The 25736-nt window shown below is 66.7% G+C and carries 21 protein-coding genes; 13 read left to right on the plus strand and 8 right to left on the minus strand.

What is annotated here, in order from left to right:
- Positions 1–113: 113 nt before the first annotated feature.
- From AC1G9C_RS11100 to AC1G9C_RS11140, 9 genes are all read left to right on the plus strand, one after another.
- Positions 114–584 carry a TadE/TadG family type IV pilus assembly protein gene (locus AC1G9C_RS11100; protein WP_457787225.1) on the plus strand — a complete coding sequence of 157 codons (471 nt, stop codon included), beginning with the start codon at positions 114–116 and terminating at the stop codon, positions 582–584.
- Entirely contained in the window at positions 584–1066 is a 483-nt protein-coding gene (locus AC1G9C_RS11105) for a TadE/TadG family type IV pilus assembly protein (RefSeq protein ID WP_480410198.1), read from the plus strand. The genes AC1G9C_RS11100 and AC1G9C_RS11105 overlap by 1 nt, the downstream gene beginning before the upstream one ends.
- On the plus strand, positions 1060–2280 hold the full coding sequence (locus AC1G9C_RS11110; protein WP_480410199.1) for an AAA family ATPase: 1221 nt from the start codon (positions 1060–1062) through the stop codon (positions 2278–2280). Before AC1G9C_RS11105 ends, AC1G9C_RS11110 begins: the two co-directional genes overlap by 7 nt.
- A gap of 3 nt (positions 2281–2283) precedes the next feature.
- Complete coding sequence (locus AC1G9C_RS11115) at positions 2284–3723, plus strand: TadA family conjugal transfer-associated ATPase (RefSeq protein ID WP_480410200.1); 1440 nt, start codon at positions 2284–2286, stop codon at positions 3721–3723.
- On the plus strand, positions 3720–4706 hold the full coding sequence (locus AC1G9C_RS11120; protein ID WP_480410201.1) for a type II secretion system F family protein: 987 nt from the start codon (positions 3720–3722) through the stop codon (positions 4704–4706). The genes AC1G9C_RS11115 and AC1G9C_RS11120 overlap by 4 nt, the downstream gene beginning before the upstream one ends.
- Positions 4707–4736: 30 nt before the next feature.
- Positions 4737–5705 carry a type II secretion system F family protein gene (locus AC1G9C_RS11125; protein WP_480410202.1) on the plus strand — a complete coding sequence of 323 codons (969 nt, stop codon included), beginning with the start codon at positions 4737–4739 and terminating at the stop codon, positions 5703–5705.
- A 1-nt stretch (position 5706) separates the two neighbouring features.
- Positions 5707–6717, plus strand: coding sequence for a tetratricopeptide repeat protein (locus AC1G9C_RS11130; RefSeq protein WP_480410203.1), 1011 nt, complete (start codon positions 5707–5709; stop codon positions 6715–6717).
- A gap of 174 nt (positions 6718–6891) precedes the next feature.
- Complete coding sequence (gene dsdA, locus AC1G9C_RS11135; protein WP_480410204.1) at positions 6892–8241, plus strand: D-serine ammonia-lyase; 1350 nt, start codon at positions 6892–6894, stop codon at positions 8239–8241.
- Between the two features lie 130 nt (positions 8242–8371).
- Complete coding sequence (locus AC1G9C_RS11140) at positions 8372–10336, plus strand: alkyl/aryl-sulfatase (RefSeq protein ID WP_480410205.1); 1965 nt, start codon at positions 8372–8374, stop codon at positions 10334–10336.
- Positions 10337–10376: 40 nt separating this feature from the next.
- Here the strand turns inward: AC1G9C_RS11140 and AC1G9C_RS11145 are convergent, their stop codons facing one another.
- From AC1G9C_RS11145 to AC1G9C_RS11160, 4 genes are all read right to left on the minus strand, one after another.
- Positions 10377–10670, minus strand: coding sequence for a DUF202 domain-containing protein (locus AC1G9C_RS11145; RefSeq protein ID WP_480410206.1), 294 nt, complete (start codon positions 10668–10670; stop codon positions 10377–10379).
- Positions 10663–11046, minus strand: coding sequence for a YidH family protein (locus AC1G9C_RS11150; RefSeq protein ID WP_480410207.1), 384 nt, complete (start codon positions 11044–11046; stop codon positions 10663–10665). Before AC1G9C_RS11150 ends, AC1G9C_RS11145 begins: the two co-directional genes overlap by 8 nt.
- A 270-nt stretch (positions 11047–11316) precedes the next feature.
- Positions 11317–12687, minus strand: a complete 1371-nt coding sequence (locus AC1G9C_RS11155) for a DUF1329 domain-containing protein (RefSeq protein WP_480410208.1) — start codon at positions 12685–12687, stop codon at positions 11317–11319.
- A gap of 12 nt (positions 12688–12699) precedes the next feature.
- A complete protein-coding gene (locus AC1G9C_RS11160; RefSeq protein WP_480410209.1) occupies positions 12700–14481 on the minus strand; it encodes a DUF1302 domain-containing protein in 1782 nt (593 codons plus the stop codon).
- Positions 14482–14768: 287 nt separating this feature from the next.
- Between AC1G9C_RS11160 and AC1G9C_RS11165 the strand changes: the two genes are divergently transcribed.
- A complete protein-coding gene (locus AC1G9C_RS11165) occupies positions 14769–15740 on the plus strand; it encodes a LysR family transcriptional regulator (protein ID WP_480410210.1) in 972 nt (323 codons plus the stop codon).
- On the opposite strand, the gene AC1G9C_RS11170 is transcribed toward AC1G9C_RS11165, so the two are convergent.
- The 4 genes from AC1G9C_RS11170 to AC1G9C_RS11185 all read right to left on the minus strand — a co-directional run bounded on the left by AC1G9C_RS11170 (position 15704) and on the right by AC1G9C_RS11185 (position 21411).
- On the minus strand, positions 15704–17005 hold the full coding sequence (locus AC1G9C_RS11170; RefSeq protein ID WP_480410211.1) for an MFS transporter: 1302 nt from the start codon (positions 17003–17005) through the stop codon (positions 15704–15706). The two genes, AC1G9C_RS11165 and AC1G9C_RS11170, sit on opposite strands and share 37 nt — an antisense overlap.
- A 74-nt stretch (positions 17006–17079) precedes the next feature.
- On the minus strand, positions 17080–18243 hold the full coding sequence (locus tag AC1G9C_RS11175) for an acyl-CoA dehydrogenase family protein (RefSeq protein WP_480410212.1): 1164 nt from the start codon (positions 18241–18243) through the stop codon (positions 17080–17082).
- 14 nt (positions 18244–18257) lie between these two features.
- The gene (locus AC1G9C_RS11180; RefSeq protein ID WP_480410213.1) at positions 18258–19805 is read right to left on the minus strand and encodes an AMP-binding protein; all 1548 of its coding nucleotides are present in this window, start codon (positions 19803–19805) and stop codon (positions 18258–18260) included.
- 421 nt (positions 19806–20226) lie between these two features.
- Complete coding sequence (locus AC1G9C_RS11185; RefSeq protein WP_480410214.1) at positions 20227–21411, minus strand: acetyl-CoA C-acyltransferase; 1185 nt, start codon at positions 21409–21411, stop codon at positions 20227–20229.
- Positions 21412–21890: 479 nt separating this feature from the next.
- Here AC1G9C_RS11185 and AC1G9C_RS11190 point away from each other — a divergent pair, with 479 nt between their 5' ends.
- The 3 genes from AC1G9C_RS11190 to AC1G9C_RS11200 all read left to right on the plus strand — a co-directional run bounded on the left by AC1G9C_RS11190 (position 21891) and on the right by AC1G9C_RS11200 (position 25736).
- Positions 21891–22820: a LysR substrate-binding domain-containing protein gene (locus AC1G9C_RS11190; protein WP_480410215.1), complete on the plus strand. Its 930-nt coding sequence runs from the start codon at positions 21891–21893 to the stop codon at positions 22818–22820.
- Between the two features lie 269 nt (positions 22821–23089).
- A complete protein-coding gene (locus AC1G9C_RS11195) occupies positions 23090–24280 on the plus strand; it encodes an aromatic ring-hydroxylating oxygenase subunit alpha (protein WP_480410216.1) in 1191 nt (396 codons plus the stop codon).
- Between the two features lie 10 nt (positions 24281–24290).
- Positions 24291–25736, plus strand: a complete 1446-nt coding sequence (locus AC1G9C_RS11200) for an aldehyde dehydrogenase family protein (protein ID WP_480410217.1) — start codon at positions 24291–24293, stop codon at positions 25734–25736.

Consider the following 25736-nt stretch of genomic DNA (forward strand, 5'->3'; position numbering starts at 1 on the left):
GGTTAGCGGTCGTTGTAGCCCGGATGCAATCCGGGGGAGGCAGGAGCCCCGTGCAACTCCGTTCCCGGATTGCTTCCGGGCTACGCGGTGGACCCAGTTACTGGGAGGTGCTTATGCACGTTCATTCATTCAAGCCCGACCAGGCTCAGCGCGGCGTGGCCATGGTGGAGTTCGCCATCGCCCTGCCGTTGCTGCTGTTGCTGTTGCTGGCCATCGGCGAGTTCGGCCGCATGCTCTACCACTACAACAGCCTGCTGCAGGCCAGCCGCGACGCCGGTCGCTATGTCGCCGGGCAAGCCTGGAATGCGACCCTGGGGCAGATCGATCTGAACGGCGATCTGCAGAGCAAGACCAAGAGCGTCGCCGTCTATGGCGTGCCGGCCAACCCAGGCGGCTACCCGCCGGTGGTACCGCAGTTGACGACCGCCGACGTGACGGTCGAGCCGGTCGGCGGCGAGCACGTGCGGGTCAGTATCGCCTACCTGTTCCGTCCGGTGATCGGCGCCGCACTGCCGACCTTCTTCGGCGAACCGATTGTCCTGGGCATCACGCTGAATTCCAGCGTGGTCATGAGGGTGCTGTGATGAACGGAAAACGCATGCAGGGGGTGTACGTGGTGGAGTTCGCCATCATCGGCCTGCTGCTGTTCACCCTGTTGTTCGGCGTGCTGGAAATGGGCCGCCTGTACTTCACCGTCGGCACCTTGAACGAAGTGGTGCGGCGGGGTGCGCGGCTGGCGGCGGTCTGCCAGATCAGCGACCCGGTGGTGCTGCGGCGGGCGATCTTCAATGCGGCGAACGACGAGGGTGCCAGCGATCTGATCGGCAACCTGGATACGGCCGATCTGAATCTGGTTTATCTGGACGAGAACGGCGCCGTGGTAGCCAGCCCCAATGATCCGTCGAACTTGAGTTCGATCCGTTTCGTTCAGCTCAGCATCGAGAACTTTGCCTTTACGTTACTCATTCCTGGATTCGCTGGGGGCGTCAGCCTGCCGGTGTTCAGGGCGACCTTGCCCCGCGAAAGCCTCGGCTCCGATGGCGAGGGTGGAGACACATCATGTTGAAGTCCAGTGAAGCGCCGACGGCCGCGCGCGCGGCCGGCAAGCGTGGCTTGCAGCTGCTGATCAGCAGCCGCGACGCGTCTGCCCTCAATCATCTGCGCACGGTGAGCCAGCGTCTGCCAAACCTGCAGGTGAGCACGCGACTGGTTAGCAACGGGCATACCGACCCGCTATACGACCTGGAACGGATGCCCGACTTCCTGCTGTTGCGGGTCAGCCATCTGTGGCGCGAGGAGCTGGCGGCCTTGCTCCTGCGCCCGGCCCATGAGCGGCCGCCCTTGCTAGTCTGTGGCCCGCTGGAGGAGCGCGAAGGCATCCGCCTGGCGATGCAGGCCGGCGCCCGCGATTTTTTGCCCGAGCCGGTGGCCGCCGACGAACTTCTGGCCGCCCTGGGGCGGATGATCCAGGAAACCCAGGCCGGCCAAACCTCGGGCGGCAAGCTGATCGCGGTGATCAATGCCAAGGGTGGCTCGGGCGCCACCCTGTTGGCCTGCAACCTGGCCCACCAGTTGAGTGCGCGCGGCGGCAATACCCTGTTGCTGGACCTGGATCTGCAGTTCGGCAGCGTGGCCCACTGCCTGGACGTGCTGCCGACGCACAGCCATGTGGATGTGCTGCAACAGATCGAGGACATGGACGGTGTCGCCTTGCGCGGCTTCTGCAGCCATTTCAGCCCGACCCTGCATGTGCTGGGCGGCCGCTCCGGCGAGCTGTGCCTGCCGCAGGACGTGCGTCTGGAGCAGCTGGAGGCGCTGCTGCGGCTGGCACGCAGCACCTACGACTGGGTGGTGGTGGACCTGCCGCGGCAGATCGACCACCTCACCGGCATTACCCTGGAGCAGGCCGATCAGGTCTATATCCTGGTCCAGCAGAGCCTCAGCCACCTGAAGGACGCCACCCGTCTGGTGCGCATCATGCGTGAGGAACTGGGCGTGCAGAGTGAGCGCTTGCAGGTGGTGGTCAACCGCTACGACAAGGCCGCGCCGGTGAGCCTGCAGGACATCGCCGAAGCGCTGCGCTGCACGGCGTTGAAGAAACTGCCCAACGACTACCTGGTGGTCAGCGAGAGCCAGAACACCGGGGTACCGCTGGAGCTGCATGCGCCGCGCGCCCCGCTGACCCTCGGCATGCGCGAGTTGAGCCAGGCCCTGCTCGGCACCAAGGCTGCCGAGCAGGGCTTGCTGAAACGCACCTTTGGCCGACTGTTCAGGGGATAGACCATGCTCAGTGAATTTCGCAATCGCCTACGCCAGCAAGCCGTCAAGAGCCCGCCGACGGCCGTGCCCGAGGAGCTTGTGCTCGGCGAACAGAGCGCCGAGGCGCCCATGGCCTGGGAAAACAGTGCGCCGGATGCGCTCTACGAGACCAAGTCGCGACTCAACCCGATGGAAGCCGAGTGGCGGGAGAGGATCTACCAGCAGTTGCTCAAGGTCATGGACCTGTCGCTGCTCGACTCCCTCGAGCCGGATGAAGCCGGCCGGCAGATCCGCGAGCTCAGCCAGCGCCTGCTGGACGAGCATTCGGCGCCGGTGAGCGCCAGCAGCCGCCAACTGATCATCAAGCAGATCACCGACGAAGTGCTGGGGCTCGGCCCGCTGGAGCCTCTGCTGGCCGACCACAGCGTGTCGGACATCCTGGTCAATGGCCATGCCTCGGTGTACGTCGAGCGCCACGGCAAGCTGCAGCGCACCGACGTGCGCTTTCGTGACGACCAGCACCTGCTCAACATCATCGACCGCATCGTTTCCAGCCTGGGGCGGCGCATCGACGAGTCCTCGCCGCTGGTGGACGCCCGGCTCAAGGATGGCTCGCGGGTCAACGCGATCATCCCGCCGCTGGCCATCGACGGGCCGAGCATGTCGATCCGGCGTTTCGCCGTGGACCTGCTGAACACCGAGAGCCTGGTGCAGATGGGTACCCTGACCCCGGCCATCGCCCTGGTGCTCAAGGCCATCGTGCGCGGGCGGCTGAACGTGCTGGTGTCCGGCGGTACCGGTACCGGCAAGACCACCATGCTCAACGTGCTGTCCAGCTTCATTCCGCACAACGAGCGGATCGTCACCATCGAAGACTCGGCCGAGCTGCAACTGCAGCAGCCGCACGTGGTGCGCCTGGAAACCCGGCCGCCGAACATCGAGGGCCGCGGCGAGGTCAACCAGCGCGAGCTGGTGCGCAACAGCCTGCGCATGCGCCCAGACCGCATCGTCATCGGCGAGGTGCGCGGCGCCGAGGCGCTGGACATGCTGACGGCGATGAACACCGGTCACGACGGCTCGCTGACCACCATTCACGCCAATACCGCGCGCGACGCCCTGGGGCGCATCGAGAACATGGTGTCGATGACCGGCGCGACCTTTCCGATCAAGGCCTTGCGTCAGCAGATCGCCTCGGCCATCGACGTGGTGATCCAGCTGGAGCGCCAGGAGGATGGCAGGCGGCGGCTGGTCAGCGTGCAGGAGATCAACGGCATGGAGGGCGAGATCATCACCATGACCGAGATCTTCGCCTTCGTCCGCCGCGGCATCGGCGAGCAGGGCGAAGTGCTCGGCGACTACCGACCGACCGGCATGGTGCCGGCCTTCCGCGACGTGCTGGCCAAGCGTGGCATCGAGCTGCCGCTGAACCTGTTCCGTCCGGAATGGATGGAGGGACAGTCATGAACCAGATTCCCAGCGAATTCATCCTGGCCTTCCTCGGCATGGTCTTCGCCGCGGTGTTCCTCCTCAGCCAGGGACTGGTGGTGCCGGTGTTCGGCGAGGCGGGCAAGGTGCGCAAGCGCATCCGCGGGCGTCTGCACGTGCTGGAGCAGGCCAGCAACCTGCCGAACATGCAGACGATCCTGCGGCAGAAGTACCTGCGTCGCCTGTCGCCGCTGGAGGCGCGGCTGGAGCAGCTGCCGGCCATGGAAGCGCTGGCGCAGATGATCGAGCAGGCCGGGCATCATTACCGCGCCTATCGGGTGGTGCTGCTCGGTCTGCTGCTGGGGGTGGCCGCCGGCCTGCTGCTGTGGTGGTTCACCCGGTTCTGGTGGCTGGCCTTGCCGGTGGCCTTGGCGGTGTGCTGGTTGCCGGTGCTGAAGATCGCCAGCGACCGCGGCAGGCGCTTTGCACAGTTCGAGGAGGGCCTGCCGGATGCCCTGGATGCGATGTGCCGTGCCCTGCGCGCCGGCCATCCGTTCAACGAGACCCTGCAACTGGTGGCCGAGGAGCACCGCGGCCCGGTGGCCCATGAGTTCGGCCTGACCTTCGCCGATATCAACTATGGCAACGACGTGCGCCGGGCCATGCTCGGCCTGCTCGAACGCATGCCGAGCATGACGGTGATGATGCTGGTGACTTCGGTGCTGATCCACCGCGACACCGGCGGCAACCTGACAGAGGTACTGGAACGGTTGAGCAGCCTGATTCGCGGACGCTTTCGTTTCCAGCGCAAGGTCAAGACCTTGTCCGCTGAGGGACGCATGTCGGCCTGGGTGCTGGTGTCTGTCCCATTTGTTTTGACTGCTGTGATCATGTTGACCACCCCAGAGTACATGCCAGTGATGATTATGGACTCTCTTGGGCAGAAGCTGATTATGGTGGCATTCGCTTCAATGTTGCTGGGGGTTTTTTGGATACGAAAAATTATTCGGATCCAAGTTTAAGGGTTGCTCATCGACGGGAGGGAGTTTGTCATGGACTATCTGCTTAGTTTGATCAATCGTATCGTGGGCAACGAGGAATTAGCGCGCCTGGTATTTATCGGCTGCATTGGTTTGAGCGTAGGGATCGCTGTTATCACAGTAACCTTACTGGTGATGGGCTTGCGGGATCCGGTTCAGCGTCGCCTAGCTTTGATCAAGCATGGCCATGGATACCTGTCCGCTGGCCCGCGCCCCCTGGGCAACCTGCAACTGCTGTTGGAGCAGGTGGGGCAGCGTTTTTCCTCTACCGAGGGCAGTAAGCTTTCCGCCACTCGCAACCTTTTGATGCATGCCGGTTACCGTTCGCCTTCAGCCGTACAAATGTACTGGGCAATCCGTCTGTTGCTGCCGCTATCGTTGCTGGGAGCTGCAGTGTTGTTATTGCCCTTACTGCCTAAAGTCTCCCTGACCAGTGGCCTGTTGTTGGCAGCAGGAGCGCTCGTAGTAGGTTGGTTGGCGCCAGCGGTATATGTGGACAAGCGCAAGGAAGCGCGGATGACCCGGCTACTGGTGGCCTTTCCCGATGCCCTGGATCTGATGGTGGTCTGCGTGGAGTCGGGGTTGGCCTTGCCCCAGGCCATCGAACGGGTGGCTGAGGAAATGTCGGTCAGTCAGGCGGAACTGGCGGTGGAACTGGCCCTGGTCAACGCAGAAATCCGTGCCGGCATTCCTAGTACCGAGGCGCTCAAACACCTGGCCGAGCGCACCGGTCTGGAGGACATTCGCGGGCTGGTCAGCCTGCTGGCACAGAGCATCCGCTTTGGCACCAGCGTCGCCGATACCCTGCGTATCTATGCCGAAGAGTTTCGCGACCGGCGCACCCAGAAAGCCGAGGAGGCGGCCGCGAAAATCGGTACCAAGCTGGTATTCCCACTAATCTTTTGCCTGTGGCCGAGCTTTTTCCTGGTGGCCATCGGTCCCGCACTCATTGGAGTGCTCAAAGCCTTCGGGAAGGTGTGAAATGAACAGGATCAGTCTGCTACTGACTACGATGGTCGTGCTGTCCGGGTGTCAGAGCATGGGACCGGAGCCGTTGAGCAATACGCGCTCGATCTATACCGGCGACAATTCGCTGCTCTACCAGGTGAAGAAGCAAGCCAACTCGCCCGAGCAGGCCATGCAGATCGCCGCCATGGCCTATAGGGCGGGCGACCTGGATCAGGCCCTGTACCAGTACCTGCGCGCCCTCGAACTGGACCCGGAGCGCTACGCGGCGCTGGTTTGGGTCGGACGCATCCACCGCGAGCGGGGTAATAACCAGTTGGCGGAGATGGCCTTTGCCGAGGTGCTCGGCAAGGATGCGGAAAACCTCGCGGCGCTGACCGAAATGGGCCTGCTGCAACTGGCCCTGCGCCGTCAGGAGAAGGCCGCGCAGATACTGACCGCGGCAGTGGCCATCGACCAGAAACGCTTCGCCGGCGAGGCGTTGCAGGTCGACAGCCAGTCGCCGCTCAAACTCTACAACGGCATGGGCGTGCTGGCCGATCTGCGTAACGATTTCGCCGCGGCAGCCCTCTACTACGGCCTGAGCCTGCGCATCGACCCGGGTTCGGCGCTGGCCCACAACAGCCTGGCCTATTCCCAGTATCTGGCCGGTGACTGGTCGGGGGCCGAGCGTCAGTATCGCCGCGGCATCGACCTGGCGCCGAACTATAAGCCGCTATGGCGCAACTACGGCCTGCTGCTGGCCAGGAGCGAGCGCTACGAGGAGGCGTTGTCGGCTTTCGAGCAGGTCGGCAGTCGGGCCGAGGCCAGCAACGACGTGGGCTACGTTTGCCTGATCGAGGGCCGGCTGGATATCGCCGAGCAGTTCTTTCACAGCGCCATCGAGCAATCGCCGGCTCACTATGCCCTGGCCTGGGACAACCTGCGCCGGGTCGAGCAGCTCCGCAAGATCCGCCTGCAAAGTGGCCAGGCGCCCCTGGTCGAAGCGGTCGCCGGCGTTCCCGGCGAGCCGCAGGCGCTGCCCTGAACCCAGGAGGGATGCTCGCGCCGGCCGAGGAGGGCTAGGTGCCCGTACCGCTGGGCGGGCGACGCGGTAACGGCACGCGGCCTCGGCCGCCTTGCTCGACGCCGCGATTTGCCGGATAAGTTCGACACGTGCGCGGCGCCTCTTTGTCGCGCAGAGCTGTCGACAGGAACAACGATGATTCACGGCAAAACCCTCGATGCCTGGTACGCCAGTCACCCGCTGCTCAAGGAGCTGGTCGCGCTGCGCGAAACCGCCTGGTTCAACCCGGCCAGCGCGCCGGTCGCCGAGGCCCTGGCCGACGTGGGGCTGGGCGCGGAGGATGTCGCCCGGGCCAGCGCGCGGCTGCAGCGCTTCGCTCCCTACCTGGCCAAGGTATTTCCGCAAACCGCCGCCAGCGGCGGGATCATCGAGTCGGCAATCCGGCCGCTGCCCAGGCTGCACCAGCGGCTGCTGGACGAGGCCGGCCTGCCTGGCAGCGGCTCGCTGTGGCTCAAGCTGGACAGCGAACTGCCCATATCCGGTTCGATCAAGGCGCGTGGCGGCATCCATGAGGTGCTCAAGCACGCCGAGGATCTGGCCCTGCAGGCCGGCCTGATCCGCCTCGACGACAACTACGAGGCCCTGGCCAGCGATGCCGCGCGGCAGTTCTTCGGCCGCTACAAGGTGGCGGTGGGCTCCACCGGCAACCTCGGCCTGTCGATCGGCATCATCAGCGCCAAGCTCGGCTTTCAGGCCTGCGTGCACATGTCCTCGGATGCGCGGCAATGGAAGAAGGACAAGCTGCGCGCCAATGGCGTGACGGTGGTCGAGTACGCAGCGGACTACAGCGTCGCGGTGGAGCAGGGCCGTCGCCAGGCAGCGGCCGACCCGAGCTGTTATTTCGTCGACGACGAGAACTCGCCGCAGCTGTTTCTCGGCTATGCCGTCGCCGCGGAGCGCCTGGCAGGGCAGTTCGCCGAGGCCGGGGTGGTGGTCGATGGCGATCATCCGCTGTTCGTCTACCTGCCCTGCGGCGTCGGCGGCGGCCCCGGCGGCGTCGCCTTCGGCCTCAAGTTGGTGTTCGGCGATGCCGTGCACTGCATCTTCGCCGAGCCGACCCATTCGCCCTGCATGCTGCTGGGGGTGTACACCGGGCTGCACGACGCGGTCAGCGTCCAGGACTTCGGCATCGACAACCTCACCGCGGCCGACGGCCTGGCGGTGGGCCGGCCCTCCGGCTTCGTCGGCAGGGCGATGCAGCGGCTGATCGACGGCTACTACACGGTCACGGACGAGGAGCTGTACCGGCTCCTGGCTATCGCCCATCAGGAGGAGCGGGTGCGCCTGGAGCCCTCGGCCCTGGCGGGGGCGCCGGGGATGCTCAGGGTGCTGGGCGCCGACGCCTACCTCGACCGCATCGGCGTCGCCGCGACGCAGCTGGCGAACGCCACGCACCTGATCTGGGGAACCGGCGGCAGCATGGTGCCGGACGCGGAATTCGCCGCCTATGTCGAACGAAGCCGCGGCCTGCAACGGCGCCGCTGACGTTCGCCGCCCGGGGGCGAGCCATTGCAGGGCGTTATGGCAGGCATGCGCCTCTGATATTGGCGCGGGCGCCGAGGCCGCCCTAGAGTCGGGCGCGACCGACTCCAACAAGAACAGCACGGGACTTCCCATGACTACTTTCCGCCTCAGCGCCCTCGCCCTGGCGCTCGTTTTTTCCGCCGCGGCGCAGGCCGACGCGGCGACGGCCAAGCCGGCCAGCGACAGCACCCGCACGCTCAACCAGGCCTGGCTGCAACGCCTGCCGTTCGAGGATCAGACCAGCTTCGCGGATGCCCGGCGCGGGCTGATCGAGGCCTTCGCCGGCCGCGTCGAGAACGCCAAGGGCCAGGTGGTGTGGGACCGCATGGCCTACAACTTCCTCGACGGCAACGCTGCGCCGGCCAGCGTCAACCCCAGCCTGTGGCGCATGGCGCAGTTGAACAACATCGCCGGCCTGTTCGAGGTGCGCGAACGCATCTACCAGATTCGCGGCATGGACCTGTCCAACATGACCATCATCGAGGGCGACAGCGGGCTGATCCTGATCGACCCGCTGATCAGCGCCGAGACCGCCCGCGCCGGGCTCGAGCTGTATTACCGGCACCGCCCGCGCAAGCCGGTGCGGGCGGTGATCTACAGCCATTCGCACGTCGACCATTTCGGCGGCGTGCGCGGGGTGATCGACGAGGCCGACGTCAAGGCCGGCAAGGTGCGGGTGATCGCGCCGGAGGGCTTCTACGAGCACGCGGTCAGCGAGAACGTACTGGCCGGGCCGGCGATGATGCGCCGCGCGCAGTACATGTACGGCTCGCTGCTGCCGCGCGGCGAGCGCGGACAGGTGGATGCCGGCCTGGGCAAGAGCACCCCGGTCAATGCCACGGTGACCCTGATCGCGCCCAGCGAGCTGATCGCCCAGCCGCTGGAGACCCGCCGCATCGACGGCGTCGAGATCGAATTCCAGCTCACCCCCGGCACCGAGGCGCCGGCGGAGATGAACCTGTACTTCCCGCAGTTCAAGACCCTGTGCATGGCCGAGAACGCCACCCACACCCAGCACAACGTGCTGACCCTGCGCGGCGCGCTGGTGCGCGATCCGAAGATCTGGTCGCACTACCTGGGCGAGTCGCTGGCGCGCTATGGCGACGAGGCCGAGGTGCTGTTCGCACAGCATCACTGGCCGACCTGGGGTGGCGAAAGGATTCGCGAGTACCTGGCCGACCAGCGCGACATGTACGCCTTTCTCGATAGCCAGACGCTGCGCCTGATCAACCAGGGGCTGACCTCCACCGAGATCGCCGAGCAGCTGCAGAGCCTGCCGCCGCGCCTGGCCAGCAAGTGGTACAGCCGCGACTACTACGGCTCGCTGAGCCACAACGTGCGCGCCGTGTACCAGCGCTACATGGGCTTCTACGACGGCAACCCGGCCAACCTCGACCCGCTGCCGCCGGAAGCCGCGGGCCGGCGCTACGTGGCGGCCATGGGCGGCGCGGCGGCTGTTCTGGACACCGCCCGCCAGGCCTTCGCCGCCGGCGACTACCGCTGGAGCGCGCAACTGCTCAATCATCTGGTGTTCGACGAGCCGGACAACCGCGCCGCCCTGGAACTGCAGGCCGACACCCTGGAGCAGCTCGGCTACCAGAGCGAGAACGCCACCTGGCGCAACATCTACCTCAGCGGCGCCCAGGAACTGCGCCAGGGCGTCAACCCGAAGCGAGCGGGCAACGGCGCGCCGGACATGGTGCGCGCGCTGACCCCGAGCATGTTCTTCGACTACCTGGCGGTGCGCATCGATGCGCTCAAGGCAGCCGACGAGGACCTGCAGATCAACTGGCGCTTCACCGACCTGGAGCAGGAGCACGCCCTGACCCTGCGCCACGGCGTGCTCACCCACCGCAGCGGCGCGCGCCATGCCCAGGCGGATATCGAGCTGAGCATGAGCAAGGCGCTGCTCGATCGCATCGCCCTCAAGCAGACCAGCTTCGCCCAGGCGACGAAAGACGGCGCCATCGTCGTCAGCGGCGAGCGGCAGAAGCTGTTCAAGCTGCTGGGCGGGCTGGAACAGCCGAAGTCGAACTTCAACCTGGTCACCCCCTGAGCTGCACGCGGCGCCCCGCCAGGGGCGTCGCGCCTGCCTTTCAGCGGCCTGCCAGGGCCGCTTCTATCGCCAGCACGCACAGGCTCACCTGCACCAGGCCGATGCCCAGCACCGTGCCGATCCTGGCCCGGCCGCGTTCCGCGTCGAGCATCGCCAGGCTGTGGCGATAGCGCCTGCGCTGCCCGGCCCAGAGCACCAGGGCGGTGGCCAGCGCCAGCAGCATCAGCGCCGGCTGTGCGCCGCGCAATGCCAGGCAGGCGACCACCAGTAGCGACAGTTGGGTACGGCGCCAGGCCAGCTCGGTGCGTTCGGCCTGCAGCCCCGCATCAACCATGCCCGTGCCACCCGAACAGCACCAGCAGCAACAGCGCCGCCAGGCCGCCGCCGATCGCCAGCGCCGGCACCAGAGCGGGCAGGGGCAGGGCGCTGCGGTGGCGCAGGGCACGCTCCACCGCCAGCCAGCGCAGGCAGGCGCCGAGGCTCAGCAGCAGGCTCAGCGCCAGCAGGCTGAGGGTGATCGACAGCCGCAACCAGGGCGCGAAGGCCTGACCGGCGAAGGTTTCCACGGCGATGCCGCCGCCGAGCAGGGCCAGCGCGGTGCGGGCCCAGGCGAGGAAGGTGCGTTCGTTGGCCAGGGTGAAACGCGGGTCGGGCTCTTCGCCGCCGAGCAGCGCTTGCGCCAGGGGTTTGCGCAAAGGAGGAGGGATCATGGGGCACCGGAAAGATCGGAGGCAGATTGCAGAGCGAGGGGCAGAGCAAGGCGCCTGTGGGCGCGAATTTATCGGCTATGTCTGCGTTAAGTGTCGGCAAAGTCCCGTAGGGTGGGCTTTAGCCCACCAGTGGTAGTCCGCGTGGGCTAAAGCGGATCGCCGCCCGGCCCTGCCTACAAGGCTGCGCGTCGCGCCTGGCGCGGATGAATCTCGGGCGGCCGCCACAAAAAAAACCGCCGACCCACAACGGGCCGGCAGTCGGGTAAAGCATCAGCGCAGGCCCTTGCTGCGCAGGGCGCCCGGCGAGTAGTCGGAGGCGCTGGCGCGGTAGCTGAAGTCGAACGGCTGGCGCTGTTCGTTGACCAGGCCCGAGGCCAGATAGCGGCCGTTGTTGAGGTCGTAGGTCACTTCCATGGCGTTGACCGCGGCCTGCCCGGTCGGGTGGTAGAAGCTGTGCGCCTCGCCGACGCGCCAGAGCTCGCCGCGGTTGTCGTAGTGGTCGGCGGCGAGGATCGCCCAGGTGTCCTCGTCGATGAAGTAATGGCGCTTGCTGTAGATATGGCGCATGCCCGGCTTGAGGGTGGCGACCACCTCCCAGACCCGATGCAGCTCGTAGCGGGTGGCCTCGGGGGCGACGTGGCCGGGCTGGATCAGCGCCTCGTAGCTGCGCTCGGGCGAGGCCAGGCGGTAGCTGTTGTAGGGCACGTAGAGGGTCTTCTTGCCGACCAGCTGCCAGTCGTAGCGGTCGGGCGCGCCGTTGAACATGTCGCGGCCATCGGCGGTGCGCAGGCCGGCGGTGGTCGGCCCGGCGCTGTCGTAGGCCACGCTCGGCGCGCGCCGCACGCGGCGCTGGCCGGCGCTGTAGACCCAGGACAGACGCGGCTCGGCGACCTGGTCGAGGGTCTCGTGCACCAGCACCACCTCGCCGACCATGCGCGCCGGCGCGGTGAGCTTGTGGCTGTAGTAGTAGAGGATGTTGCGCGCCTTGTCGGGCGCCTGGCCCTGCACCGCCTCGCCACGGGTGAAGTACTGCTGGGTGGTCATGACGGTGTAGGCGCCGTCCTTCTGCGGCGCGGCACTGTCGGTGATCAGGCTGAAGCTGGGGTTGCGGTTGCGCGTGAGGTGGTTCCACAGCACTTCCAGGCCGTTCTGCGGAATGGGAAAGGCCACCACGCTAGCGAAACCTTCCACGCCGTTGCCGCCATTGCTCAGCTTGGCGTTGACCGCGTTGCGCGCGGCCGCCTGGGCCACGGACTCGGAGATCGCCACGCTGCGGTGGCTGGGGTAGACCGGCAGCCGGTAGCTGTCCGGGAAACGCCGGAGCAGGGCGATCTGGCCGGGGCTGAGGTGCTCCTGGTGCTGGGTGTAGTTGCTCGCATCGATGGTCAGCAGCGGCTGCTCATCGGCGAACGGATCGGCCGGTATGCCGTTGGCCAGCAGCCTCAGGTTGGCCTTGGCCAGGCCGCCGTCCCAGGCGGGGATGCGCCCGTCGGCGCTGGCGGCGCGCTCGGCGCCGATGGGGGTCAGGGTGGTTTGCAGCTGCGCCGCTTGTTCGGCGGTCACGGCTGCCAGGGCCGAGCCGGCCAGCAGCAGGGTGCAGAGCAGGGCGCCGCCGCGCAGCAGGGTTTTGGTGTGGTTCATCAGGGACTCCGCTTAGAAATTGACGCCCAGGCTGATCGAGACGAAGTCGCGATCGCCGCGGGTGCCGTAGTCGCCGTCGATATAGTCGGTGTACGCCAGGCTGGCGTTGTAGGTGTTGTTCAGCGTGGCATCGAGGCCGAGGCTGATGGCCTTGGAGCCTTCGCTGAAGGCCGAGCCTTCGCCGGGGCCGTTGCCGTCGACGTCGTGCTGCCACGACAGGCTGGGGCGCAGGTCGATGCCGGCGATGGCGTTGGCATAGCTCCAGGTGGCGCGCAGCCGGTAGCCCCAGGAGAAGGAGGTGAGGAAACCCTGGTCGTTGCAGTGCTCGGGCGTCTTCGAGATGGACGCGCAGGCGCCGCTGGCGAGGATGCCGTTGCCGAAGGTGCCGTTGCGCCCGTAGCGCGGGCCGAACTTGCCTTCCAGGCCGCCGACCCAGGTGCCGCCGACCTCGCCGACCAGCACCAGCTGATCGGCGCCCATCACCTGGCTGAAGGAATGGGTGGCGGTGACCTGGGCCTGGGTCACCTCCTTGCGCAGGTAACCGTTGAACAGGCTGTCGGCCTGCGCCGGGCGGATGCCTTCGGCGACCAGCGGCGAACGCGCGGCGTCGTTGAGCAGCGACTGGATGACGTCGGTGCCGTTGAACTGGATCGGCATGTTCGGCCGGTAGCTGACCTCGCCCTGCAGCGCCGTGCCGGTACGCAGGTTGGTGGAGAAGGTCAGGCCGTACAGGCGGATGTCCTCGGGGTACTGCACCACGTACTGCGAGGTGCCCAGGCGCAGGGCGTTGTCCAGCGCGTTGCCGAATACCGGGCTGTTGTAGTACGGACTGCTGATGGTGCCCAGATAGGGCAGGCGGCTGTGGTAGTTGGCCAGGTAAGCGCCGAACTCGGTATCCAGCTCGGCGGCGAACCAGCGCAGCGACAGGCCCCACTGGCCGCCGTTGCGGGCGTCCTGGTCCTGGCCGCGGGGGATGCGGATGCCCTCGTCGGTGAGGTTGACGCCGAACGGCGTCAGCGCCGCCACCGCCGCCGGGATGCCGGTCAGCACGCTGCCGACGTCGAGGCCATCGCAGCCGTCGGCCATGAAGTCGTTGCTGGAGAAGAAGGTGCCGCAGTTGTCGAGCTGGGTCTGCTCCCAGTCCAGCTGGTAGAAGAAGTCGCCGGAGAGCGCGTCGCTGAGGTTCTGCGACAGGTAGAACATGTTCACCGGCACCAGGCCCTCCTTGACCTCGGCGCCCGGCCGGCGCAGCGCCGACAGGTTGTAGGGGTTGACCGTGTTGAGCCCGCCCTGGATGAAGGTGCTCTCACCCCAGTTCACCACCTGCTTGCCCAGGCGGGCCGAGCCGGGCTGATCGGCGACGGCGTAGTTGTAGTAGACGAAGGCGTCGAGCAGCTCGGCGCCGGCCGATTTCGCCGAGCGTTTGCGGTTGTTGTCGACCACGTCCTTGAACGGCTGCTCGCGGTCGCGCAGCACGTAGTCGTACCAGTAGCTGCCGCGCAGGAAGGCGCCGAAGTCGCCATGGCGCAGCTCCAGGTCGTGGGTGCCCTTGAAGATGCCGGAGAAGGCGTCGCCTGCGCCGAAATTGCGCCGACCGTCGTCGCCGCTGGCACTCTGCATCAGCTTCGGGTCGGGATTGGCGGTGGCGATGCTGGTGCCGATCGACAGCGAAGAATCCAGTTGGGCTTCGAGTTCGCCAAACTGGAAGTTAGCCGCGGCGGCCGAGCCGATCAGGCAGCTCAGCGGCAACAGCAGATAAGGGGGCTTGATAAAGCCCGATGCTTTGCATCTCATCACTCATTATCCTCTTTGTTGTCGAGTGAATAGTTAAGTTGTGGGTGCGCTGTCGATAAGTTGGTCCGGACAATATTCGGGGCGAACGTTTAATTCGTCTGGCGATATAGGGCAGGCCGCGAATTAATTGTCCCGGTGGAAAAACTTAATGTTTCGCGCGGTAACTCTGGGTAATGCCTACTCCCTGGATGGCGGTGTTTCGGCGATACTAGGGGCGCCTGAAAAAGCCGACAAATAGTGTCTTCGGATAGTTGCCATAACGCTTCGGCATAGCCAGAGAGAACCGCATGACCCTCAAGCAGCTCCGCTACCTGATCGCCATCGCCGAGGCCGGCAGCTTCTCCGCCGCCGCACGTCGCGCCTATATCGCCCAACCCGCCCTGAGCCGGCAGATCGGCCTGCTGGAGAGCGAGCTGGAGATGCAGCTGCTGGAGCGCCAGCACGACGGCGTGGCGTTGACCGACGCCGGGCGCCGGCTGTACGAGGTGGCCCGCTCGGTGGTGCAGAAACTCGATTCGGTGAAGGACGAGCTGGCGTCGACCCGCGGCGACCCCAGGGGCCACGTGTCCATCTCGATTCCGGCCACGGTCTCGGCGCTGCTGCTGCCGGAGATCATCCGCCGGGCCTCGGACAAGTTCCCCGGCATCAGCCTGACCATCTGCGACGGCCTGACCCGCGAAGGCGGCCAGTCCATCGAGCTGGGCAAGGTGGATTTCGGCGTGGTGCCCAACGCCGAGGAGCTGGAGCACGTGATCGCCGAGCCGATCTTCACCGAGGACCTGTACTGGGTTGGGCCGGGCTCGAGCGCCGAGAGCGGCACGCCGATCAGTCTGGCCGAGGCCGGCGCCACGCGCCTGGTGATGGCGCCGCGGGTCCTGCACCTGCGCCGGCGTATCGAGCAGGCGGCGATGGAGGCGGGGGTGACGCTCAACGTGGTCTACGAGCAGCAATCCGCGCCGGGGATCGCCAGCCTGGTGCGCCATGGGCTGGCGGCGACCATCTGCAACTGGCCGCCGCTGGAGGAATTGTTCGAGTCCACCGCGGCGCGGCTGATCGTCGAGCCGCGCATCACCCGCACCGTGTCAATCGCCTACTCGGTGCACAAGCCGCTGTCCTTCGCGGCGTCGTGCATGCGTGATCTGGTGCGCGGGCTGCTGCTCGATGCGGTGAGCGACGGCCGCTGGCGCGGCAGCCTGATCGAGCGCAGCCCGGAGGAGTCGGATCAGGCCCGCGAACAGGCGCCCGACACCGCTTCCTGAGCCAGCAGGCGCTGGCGCGAGCGCTGCGGGTTCATGCTCACCAGGCCGATCAGGCCCGCCACCACCAGCACGCCGCCGCACACCAGAAAGCCCTGGGCATAGCCCAGCGGATGTGCGGCGCCGGCGCCCTGTACCAGCATGCCGGTGATCACCGGCGCCGACAGGCCGGCCAGCGAGGCCACCGCGTTGCCGATGGCGAGGATGCCGCCGCGCTGGCTGCTGGGGGTGAACTCGCCGAGCATGGCCGGGCCCACCGAGTACATCACCAGGGCCAGGCCGCCGCTCAGGGTCAGGCAGGCGACGCGGGTGGCGACCGACAGCTCGGTGAGGATCAGCGAGGCCGACAGCAGGCCGCTGGCGATCAGGCACACCGAGACGAAGGCGCCGCGCGCCACCCGCGAGGAGTAGCCGCTGCGCAGCAGACGTTGCGACAGCCAGGCCATGAACAGGCTGAGCGGGGTGGTGACCACCACGAACATGACGAAGATGTGCCCGGTTTTCAGCGGGTCGATGCCCAGGCCGATCTCCAGGTAGCTGGGCACCCAGGTCAGGGTCAGCGCCAGCGACCAGTTGGCGGCGAAGTGGCAGAGGTAGTTGCCCAGCACGCTGCCGTCGCTGAGCAGGTGGCGGTAGGGCAGGCGCTCGCCATCCGGCGCCAGCTGGCCGGCCCGCAGGCTGTCGAGGCTGCCTTCGCGGCCGAAACGCAGCCACAGCACGCACCACACCGCGCCGATGGCGGCCAGCACCGCGAAGTTGACCCGCCAGCCGTAGTTCAGGCTGATCCAGGGAATCATCGCGCCGGCCACCAGCAGGCCCATGGCGCTGCCGGAATGCAGCAGGGCCACCGGCAGGCTGCGGCGGTCGTTGGGGAACCACTTGTACAGCGCGTGGGTGGCCACCGGCGAGGCGGGGCCCTCGCCGATGCCGAGCAGCACGCGGCAGGCGACGATCATCCACAGCGAGCTGGCGAACAGCATGGGCAGCTGGATCAGCGACCAGAACAGGCCCATGCCCAGCAGCAGGGTGCGGGTCGGCCGGCGGTTGGCGAGAAAGCCGCCGATCACCGCGGAGATGGCGAAGAACCAGTGCAGGGCGCCGCCGATCAGGCCGAACTCGGTCGGGGTCAGGCCCAGTTCCTGGGTCATGGGCACGGCCACCAGGCCGATCACCACCTTGTCGAGGAAGTTGACCAGCATCATGAAGGCCAGCAGGAAGGCGATGGTCCAGGCGGTGCGAGGGTGGAAGGCAGGGGCGTCGCGAGTCATGGGGGGGTAATCTCTGATCTTGTTGTTATGGAAAAAGGCCCGTCCCGCGTGGGGGACGGGCCTGTCCTGCCGCCCTAGCCGGGCATCAGGATGCCCTTGGCAATGGTATTGCGCTGGATCTCGCTGGTGCCGGTGAGTACCCGCATCATACGCGTGGCACGGAACAGCCACTCGACCGGATGGCCCTTGATCAGCCCGGCGCCGCCGTGGACCTGCACCGCCTTGTCGGCGATGCGGAAGGCGGTTTCCGAGGCGAACAGCTTGCACATCGGCGCCTGCAGCTTGATGTCGCCGCCGGCGTCGTTCAGCGCGGCGGTGGCGTACATCATGCTGCGCGCGGCGTACAGCTCGGTGGCCATGTCGGCGAGCTGGTGGTTGATGGCCTGGAACATGGCGATCGGCTGGCCGAACTGCTTGCGCGTGCGGGCATGTTCGAGCGACAGGTTCAGCGCCAGGCCGGCCATGCCGAGCATGGTCGGGCAATGCAGCAGGCGGTTGAGGGTGATGCGGCCCATGGCCAGCTTGAAGCCTTCGCCTTCCTCGCCGATGCGGTTGTCCACCGGCACCCGCACGTTGTCCAGGTGGATGTTGCCGTGGGCGCCGCCACCGGACATCACCGCGTAGTCGCTGTCCACCCGCACGCCGTCTGCCGCCAGGTCGACGAAGAAGGCCGAGATGCCCTGGGCACCGCGGCCGGGTTCGGTGACTGCGAGCAGCACGGCGAGATCGGCATAGGGCGCGCCGGAGATGTAGCGCTTGGCGCCGCTGAGCACATAGTGCTCGCCGTCGCGGCGCGCGGTGGTGCCGATGGCGCTGGCGTCGGAGCCGGCCTCGGCCTCGGTGAGGGCGAAGCACACGGCCTTGTCCGCCGCACACACCGGGCGCAGGAAGGCGTCGACCTGGTGGGCGCTGGCCACCTTGAACAGGTGGCCGATGCGCGGTGGCCCGGACAGCTCGCCGAGCACGTGCGCGGCCAGCGGCGAGCCGCTGAGCGCCGCCGCCTCCTTCACCGCGCACAGTTCGGCGACACTGAGCCCGGCGCCGCCGAGGCTTTCCGGCAACATGGCGTTGTAGAAACCCAGTTCGCAGGAACGCTTCCACAGGTCGCGCAGCAGCGGCCTGGGCACCGGTTCGCCCCAGAGGATGCCCTCGCGTTGCGCCAGCGGGGCGACCTCGTCGCGGATAAAGGCCTTGAGCCCGTCGATCAGTTGGCTGGCCTTGGCACTTGGTTCGATCATGTTGAACTCTCCCATCAGATGCGGCGGTCGGTGTTTTGCCAGTAGGCTTCGCGGATCAGGCGGCGCACCACCTTGCCGTTGGGGTTCTTCGGCAGCTCCTGGACGAAGTCCACCGCGCGCGGTTTCTTGAAGCTGGCCAGGCTGCGGCCGCAGTGCTCAATGACGGCCTCGGCGCTCAGGCTCGCGCCCGGCTTGAGCACCACCACGGCGCGCACCGCCTCGCCCCATTGCTCGTCGGGCACGCCGACCACCGCCGCCTCGAACACCTGGGGCAGGCTGTAGAGCACCTGCTCCACTTCGGTGGGGTAGATGTTGAAGCCGCCGGAAATGATCATTTCCTTCTTGCGGTCGACGATGAACAGGTAACCGCGCGCGTCCACCGTGGCCAGGTCGCCGGTAAGGTAGTAGCCGTCGCGCATCACTTCTGCGGTCAGCTCCGGCGCTTGCCAGTAGCCCTGCATGATGTCCGGGCCCTTGACCACGATCTCGCCGATTTCGCCGGGCTTCACGTCTTCGAAGTTGTCGTTGACCACCCGCAGGTCGGTCTCGAAATAACAGCGGCCGCAGGAGGCCAGGCGGCTGAAGTCGCCGTCCTCGATCAGGTGGTCCTGCTCGGTCAGCACGGTGACCAGCGAGCAGGTCTCGCCGGCGCCGTAGCCCTGGGCGAGGATCGGCCCGAACACCGCGATGGCGCGCTTGACCAGCGCCGGCGCCATGGGCGCGGCGCCGTACATCACCAGGCGCAGACTGGACAGGTCGAAGCGCTCGACCTCGGGGAAGTTGACCAGGCGATTGATCATCGCCGGCACCAGGAACAGCCGGGTCACCCGTTCGCGCTCGATGGTCTCCAGCAGCAGGCGGTCGTCGTAGCGCTCCAGCAGCAGGTTGCAGGCGCCGACCGCCAGCAGCGGCATGATCTGCATGCCGCTGGCGTGGGTGATCGGCCCGACATGGGCCATCACGTCGCCCGGTGCAGCGCGGCGGGTGGGGCTGGCGATGCTCTTGCGGATCAGCGCCTTGCGGTTGCCAAAGGTCAGCATGGCGGCCTTGAGCACCCCGGAGCTGCCGGAGGTGTAATGCAGCACGGCCAGGGCGTCGTCGGCCGGGTCACTGTGCACCGGCGCCTCGCTGCCGCGCGCCAGCAGCGTGGAATAGGCGATATCGCCGGCCTCGTCGTCGAGCGAGACGATCCAGCGCAGCCTTGGGAGCTCCCCGCGGCGGGCGTGCAAGGCGGCGGCGAAGCGCCCCTCGACTATGGCCGCCTGGCTGTGCGAGTCGTTGAGGATCTGCACGATCTCGTCCAGGGACAGGCGGGCGTTGACCGGCACCTTGACCATGGCGGTCTTGTACAAGGCGATTTCCGCCTCGACCAGCTCGACCCGGTTCAGCGCCAATATGGCCAGATGCGCACCGGCCTGCAGGCCGAGCTCGAACAAGCCCGAGGCCAACCTGTTGGTGCGAAGTTCCAGTTGCGCGAAGTTGATGCGCTGTTTGTTATCGACGAGTGCTTCATGGTCTGGCCAATAAAGTGCACTGCGGCTGATGATTTTTCCGAGGTTCAATTTGTTGTTCTCATCGGCTGGACAATGTTCGCCGATGCTAGCCAGGCAAGTTCGTCGATAACTAATACAAGAGTTCGATGCAGCCCATATCGTTATTGGATGGCGACAGATATAACGGCAACCGGCGCTAACTTACCGTGCGGGAAGAGTGTCCGGGGACGTGCTGAAAATGCCCTTTACCGTCACTCCCGCGAAGGCGAGAGCCCAGCTACCAGGCTGGTTGTGGATCAGGTCAGCGCAAACGCTGTGCGGCGATAGAGCTGCGCTCCCGCCTGCGCGGGAATGACGACTATTTCAGCGGAGGGGCCGGCCGATGCATTGGCCCTGCATCGGCGGCCAAGCGGCCGCTCGTAGGCTGCGCCGCGCGCACCAACGGCTGGTGCGCACGGTTTCGGCCGGGCTGGATGGGGTGTGAACGGCGTTACAGCACTTCGAACAGACCGGCCGCGCCCATGCCGCCGCCCACGCACATGGTCACCACGACGAACTTCACGCCGCGGCGCTTGCCCTCCAGCAGTGCGTGGCCGACCATGCGCGCGCCGCTCATGCCGTAGGGGTGGCCGATGGCGATGGCGCCGCCGTTGACGTTGAGCTTGCTCGGGTCGATGCCGAGCCGTTCGGCGCAGTACAGCACCTGGCAGGCGAAGGCTTCGTTGAGTTCCCACAGGCCGATGTCGTCGACCCTCAGGCCATGCTGTCTGAGCAGCTTGGGCACGGCGAACACCGGGCCGATGCCCATTTCCTCCGGCGCCAGGCCGGCCACGGCGATGCCGCGATAGAGGCCGAGCGGGGCGGCGTCGTGGCGGGCGGCCAGGCTGCCGCTCACCAGCACGCAGGCGCTGGCGCCATCGGACAGCTGGCTGGCGTTGCCGGCGGTGACGCAGCCGCCGTCGACCACCGGCTGGAGCCGACTCAGGTCCTCCAGCTGGGTCTGCGGGCGATTGCCTTCGTCCAGGCTCAGGGTCACTTCCTCGTAGCTGACTTCGCCGCTCGCCTTGTCCACCAGCTTCTTGCGCGCCGTCACCGGCACTATCTCCTCGGCGAACAGGCCGGCCGCCTGGGCCGCGGCGGTGCGCTGCTGCGATTCGAGGGCATAGGCATCCTGCGCCTCGCGGCTGATGCCGTAGCGCTTGGCCACTCGTTCGGCGGTGTGCAGCATGGGCATGTAGGCGTGCTCGGCCTGGCGGGTGACATTGGCGTCGGCATCCGCGGCGGCCCATTGCATATGCGGGTTCTGCACCAGGCTGATCTGCTCCTGGCCGGCGCCCAGGGCGATCTGCATGCCGTCGACCATGATCTGCTTGGCGGCGATGGACACGGCCATCAGGCCGGAGGCGCACTGGCGGTCGATGGTCTGCCCGCTGACCGTCAGCGGCAGCCCGGCGGCCAGCAGGGACAGGCGCGCCAGGTTGGTGGAGGCGCTGCCGCCCTGCATCGCCGTGCCCATCACCACATCGTCGATAGCCGCCGGGTCGATCCCCGCGCGCTGCACGGCCGCCTGGATGGCGATGGCGCTCATGCTGGGCGCTTTGAGGTCGTTGAATGCGCCGCGAAAGGCCTTGGCTATCGGCGTGCGCGCGGTGGAAAGGATTACGGCATCTTGCATGGTCAACTCCTGGCTGATCGCTGGCGTCGCGGAGGGAAATGGAGGCGAGACCGCCAAGCGGGGCGGCCCTGAAGGCCGGGCAGCGAAGCCGGCGCGCGACGCCGACTGGCGGATGTCGCTGAGCCCGGCTCGTCGCACCCTAGTGACCCGACGACTATTTGAGAAATGACATGTCGTGATGCCAGGTATTCGCTCGCTGAATTGATGCGCCGGCTTGATCCGCCCAGCTCAACGGCCGGCAGGCTTCTCGCAGCGCTCGCGGACGCGCTGTCAGGCGGCCCCGAAGCACTGCTGGATAATTTGCAAGATGGCCGCCTGATTACGACTTATCGCTTCTATTTAACTGATTTTTAGCGGCCATTTTCCCAGTCAGGGTGATCGGCGCTGCTGACGCCGCGACCAGCACAATTTGAATGCCGGCGGCAGGCCGGAGCTATAGACTCCTGCCAAACAACAACAACGCCTGCGTGAACGCCTGCATGAAAATTCAACCTCTACCGCCCCTGAATAGCCTGGTGGCATTCGAGTCCGCCGCCCGGCATCTGAGCTTTACCCTGGCCGCCAAAGAGCTGAACGTCACCCAGGGGGCGATCAGTCGACAGGTGCGCCTGCTCGAGGATTACCTCGGCAAGACCCTGTTCGAGCGCACCACCCGCGAGATCAACCTCAGCCCCACCGGCAGCCAGTACTACGAAACGGTGCGCGAGGCCTTGCTGCAGCTGGCCCACGCCACGGGCGAAATCCGTCACTGGCGCGGCGCCCAGCAGGTGACGGTGGTCACTAGCACGGCGATGGCGTCGCTCTGGCTGTTGCCCAGGGTCGCCGAGTTCCAGCGCGACAACGAGGAGGTCGATCTGCGCATCATCGCCTACGACCATGTCAGGGACTTTTCCCGGCTCGATTGCGACCTGGCGCTCTATTACTGCCGCACGCCGCCGAAGAACATGCAGGTGACGTCGCTGTTCGCCGAGGAGGTGTTCCCGGTGTGCAGCCCGGGCTATCTCGCCAAGCATCCGGAGCTCACCGGGCTGGCGCAGTTGGCCGCCGGCACCTGGCTGTGGCTGGAAGACCCGCAGCGCGACTGGATCAGCTGGCCGGAATGGTTTCAGCGACTGGGCCACAAGGCACGGGACCCCAGGCACAGGATCAACATCAACAGCTACTCGATGCTGATCCAGTCGGCGCTGAGCGGGCAGGGCATTGCGCTGGCCTGGTCGAACCTGGTCGACAATCACCTGCAGACCGGCGCACTGGTGCGGCCCATCGAGGACGTGCTGCGCACCGAGGCGCAATTCTGCCTGCTCGAGCCGCTTGGTCGCGGCAGCAGCCGGCAGAGCGTCAAGCGTTTTCGCAGCTGGCTGATGGAGCAGGTAGCCGGCCAGGCGAACGGCGAAGCAAGCCCCCCCTGAAGCGGCGCGGCCGCTTAGGTCGCGCGATAGCCTACGCCCGCTCGTCGGGCCATGCTTTGTCATAAACCGCTTATCTTCACGCATGGGGAGCTACCGTCCCGTGTTGCCTGCGGCCGCTCTGCATCGACGCATTAATGAGTAATAGTCATAAATGCGGCGGTAAAAAATCGTTTGTCGAACAATCCCCCGCTTTCCGAAACTGGCCGCCAACGGACAAGGCCAGCGCGCCTGCCGATCACCACCACCGTGCCTTGCAGGGGATAACAACAATGACTCAAGCCACTTCTCAGCAGATCCCAGTGCATCAGCTGGAAACCGTTCTCGCGCCGATCCACGAGGCCACCGGCCTGTCCAACGCGTTCTACACCGATCAGAAGCTGTTCGAGCTCGAGCGCGACCAGATCATGGGCAAGACCTGGGCCTGCGTCGGTTTTGCCAGCGACCTGAGCCAGAACGGCTCGGTCAAGCCGGTCGACTTCATGGGCCTGCCGCTGCTGCTGATGCGCAACCGCGACGGCCTGGTGCAGGTGTTCCACAACGTCTGCAGCCACCGCGGCATGAAGCTGGTGGAGGAAGAGGGCACTGTGCAGGGCGTGATCCGCTGCCCCTACCACTCCTGGACCTACGACCTCAACGGCGGCCTCAAGGGCACCCCGCACGTCGGCGGCATCGACAAGCACAAGGACGAGCGCTTCGCCTGCGAAAAGCACGGCCTCAAGGCCATCCGCAGCGCCATCTGGATGGACATGGTGTTCGTCAACCTGTCCGGCGACGCGCAGCCGCTGGAAGAGATGCTGGCGCCGCTGACCGCGCGCTGGAGCCAGTTCCTCGGCGACGACGGCATGGGCCTGATGCGCCGCCGCGCCAACATGGACGCCACCACCCTGGACATCGCCTGCAACTGGAAACTGGCAGTGGAGAACTACTGCGAGGCGTACCACCTGCCGTGGGTGCACCCGAGTCTGAACAGCTACTCGCGCCTGGAGGATCACTACAACATCCTGTTCGACGAGCAGTTCGCCGGCCAGGGCAGCTACGCCTACAACCTCTCCGACGTCGCCGGCACCCACCTGCCGCAGTTCCCCAGCTGGCCGCAGGATCGCCTGCGCAACGCCGAGTACGTGGCCTTCTTCCCCAACGTGCTGCTCGGTATCCAGGCCGACCACGCCTTCGCCATGCAGCTGGAACCGGTCGCACCGGGGCGCACCATCGAGCACCTGCGCCTGTTCTACGTCGGCGACGAGGCGCTGGGCGACGAATACGCCGCCTGCCGCAACGCCATCCTGGAGTCGTGGAAGGTGGTGTTCGCCGAGGACATCGCCTCGGTCGAAGGCATGCAGAACGGCCGTCACTCGCCCGGCTACGGCGGCGGCGCGTTCTCCCCGGAGATGGACATCCCGACTCACTACTTCCACCAGTGGGCCGCGCGCAAGCTGCTGGCCATCGCCCAGAACGCCTGAGGAGCTCGCCATGTTTCCGATTGCCGAACACTGGCTGAACTACATCGACGGTGAATGGGTGGACAGTGCCCAGCACCTGCAGGTGAGCAATCCCGGTACCGCCGAGCCGGTGGCGACCATCGCCCAGGCCTCGCGTGAGGACGCCGAGCACGCCCTGCTGGCGGCGCGGCGTTGCGTCGACAGCGGTGAGCTGACCCGCGCCCGCCCGGCGCAGCGGGTGACCTGGCTGCTGCGCGCCGCCGCCGAGATTCGCGCGGTGGCCGAGGAGGGGGCCTGGGTGCTGTGCCAGGAAAACGGCAAGAGCCTCAACGATGCCCGCGACGAGTTCATCGAAGCCGCTCGCTACTTCGAGTACTACGCCGGCATGGCCGACAAGATCGAGGGCACCTCGATCCCGCTGGGCAACGGCTACATGGACTTCACCCTCTACGACCCCATGGGCGTGTCGGCGCAGATCGTGCCGTGGAACTTCCCGGTGTCCATCTGCGCCCGCTCCCTGGCACCCGCTTTGGCTGCCGGCAACGCAGTGGTGATCAAGTCGCCGGAGCTGTCGCCGCTGGGCCTGTGCGTGCTGCTGCGTGCCATCGCCCGCGTCGGCCTGCCCAGGGGCGCGGTCAACCTGATCTGCGGCCGCGGCCGCGAGGTCGGGGCGCATCTGGTGAGCAGCGCCAAGGTCGACCAGATCGTCTTCACCGGCTCGGTGCCCACTGGCCAGACCATCCTGCGCGATGCCGCCGAGAATGCGATTCCCAGCGTCATGGAGCTGGGCGGCAAGTCGGCGGCCATCGCCTTCGCCGACGTCGACCGCCAGCAGCTGCTGGCCAGCGTCAAGGGCGGCATCTTCTTCAATGCCGGCCAGGTCTGCTCGGCCATGTCGCGCCTGCTGGTGCAGCGCGAGATCTACGAAGAGATCGTCGCCGCCGTGGTCGAGCTGGCCGAAGGGCTGTCCGTCGGCCTCGGCCAGGACAACCCGGACCTCACCCCGGTGGTCAGCGCCGCACAACTGGCCAGCATCGAAAGCCTGTGCCGGCGCGCCGTCGACGCGGGCGCAGTGGCGGCCACCGGTGGCGAGGCTTTCAGCGACAGGGCCGGGCACTTTATGCGCCCGACCGTGTTCCGCGATGTGCGCCCCGAGATGTGTATCGCCCGAGAAGAGGTGTTCGGCCCGGTCCTGGCGATCATCCCCTTCGACAGCGAGGAGCAGGCCATCGAGATCGCCAACGGCACCGACTTCGGTCTGGTCGCCGGCGTCTTCACCCAGGACATCAGCCGCGCCATGCGCTGCGTGCGGCGCCTGCGGGCCGGCCAGGTATTCGTCAACGAGTGGTATGCCGGCGGCATCGAAACGCCGTTCGGCGGTGTGGGGCTGTCCGGTTTCGGCCGCGAGAAGGGCCAGGAAGCGCTGTATAGCTACGTACGTACCAAGAACGTCGCCATTCGCGTGGCGGGGGAGTGA

It is taken from the genome of Pseudomonas sp. ABa2 (assembly GCF_056676075.1).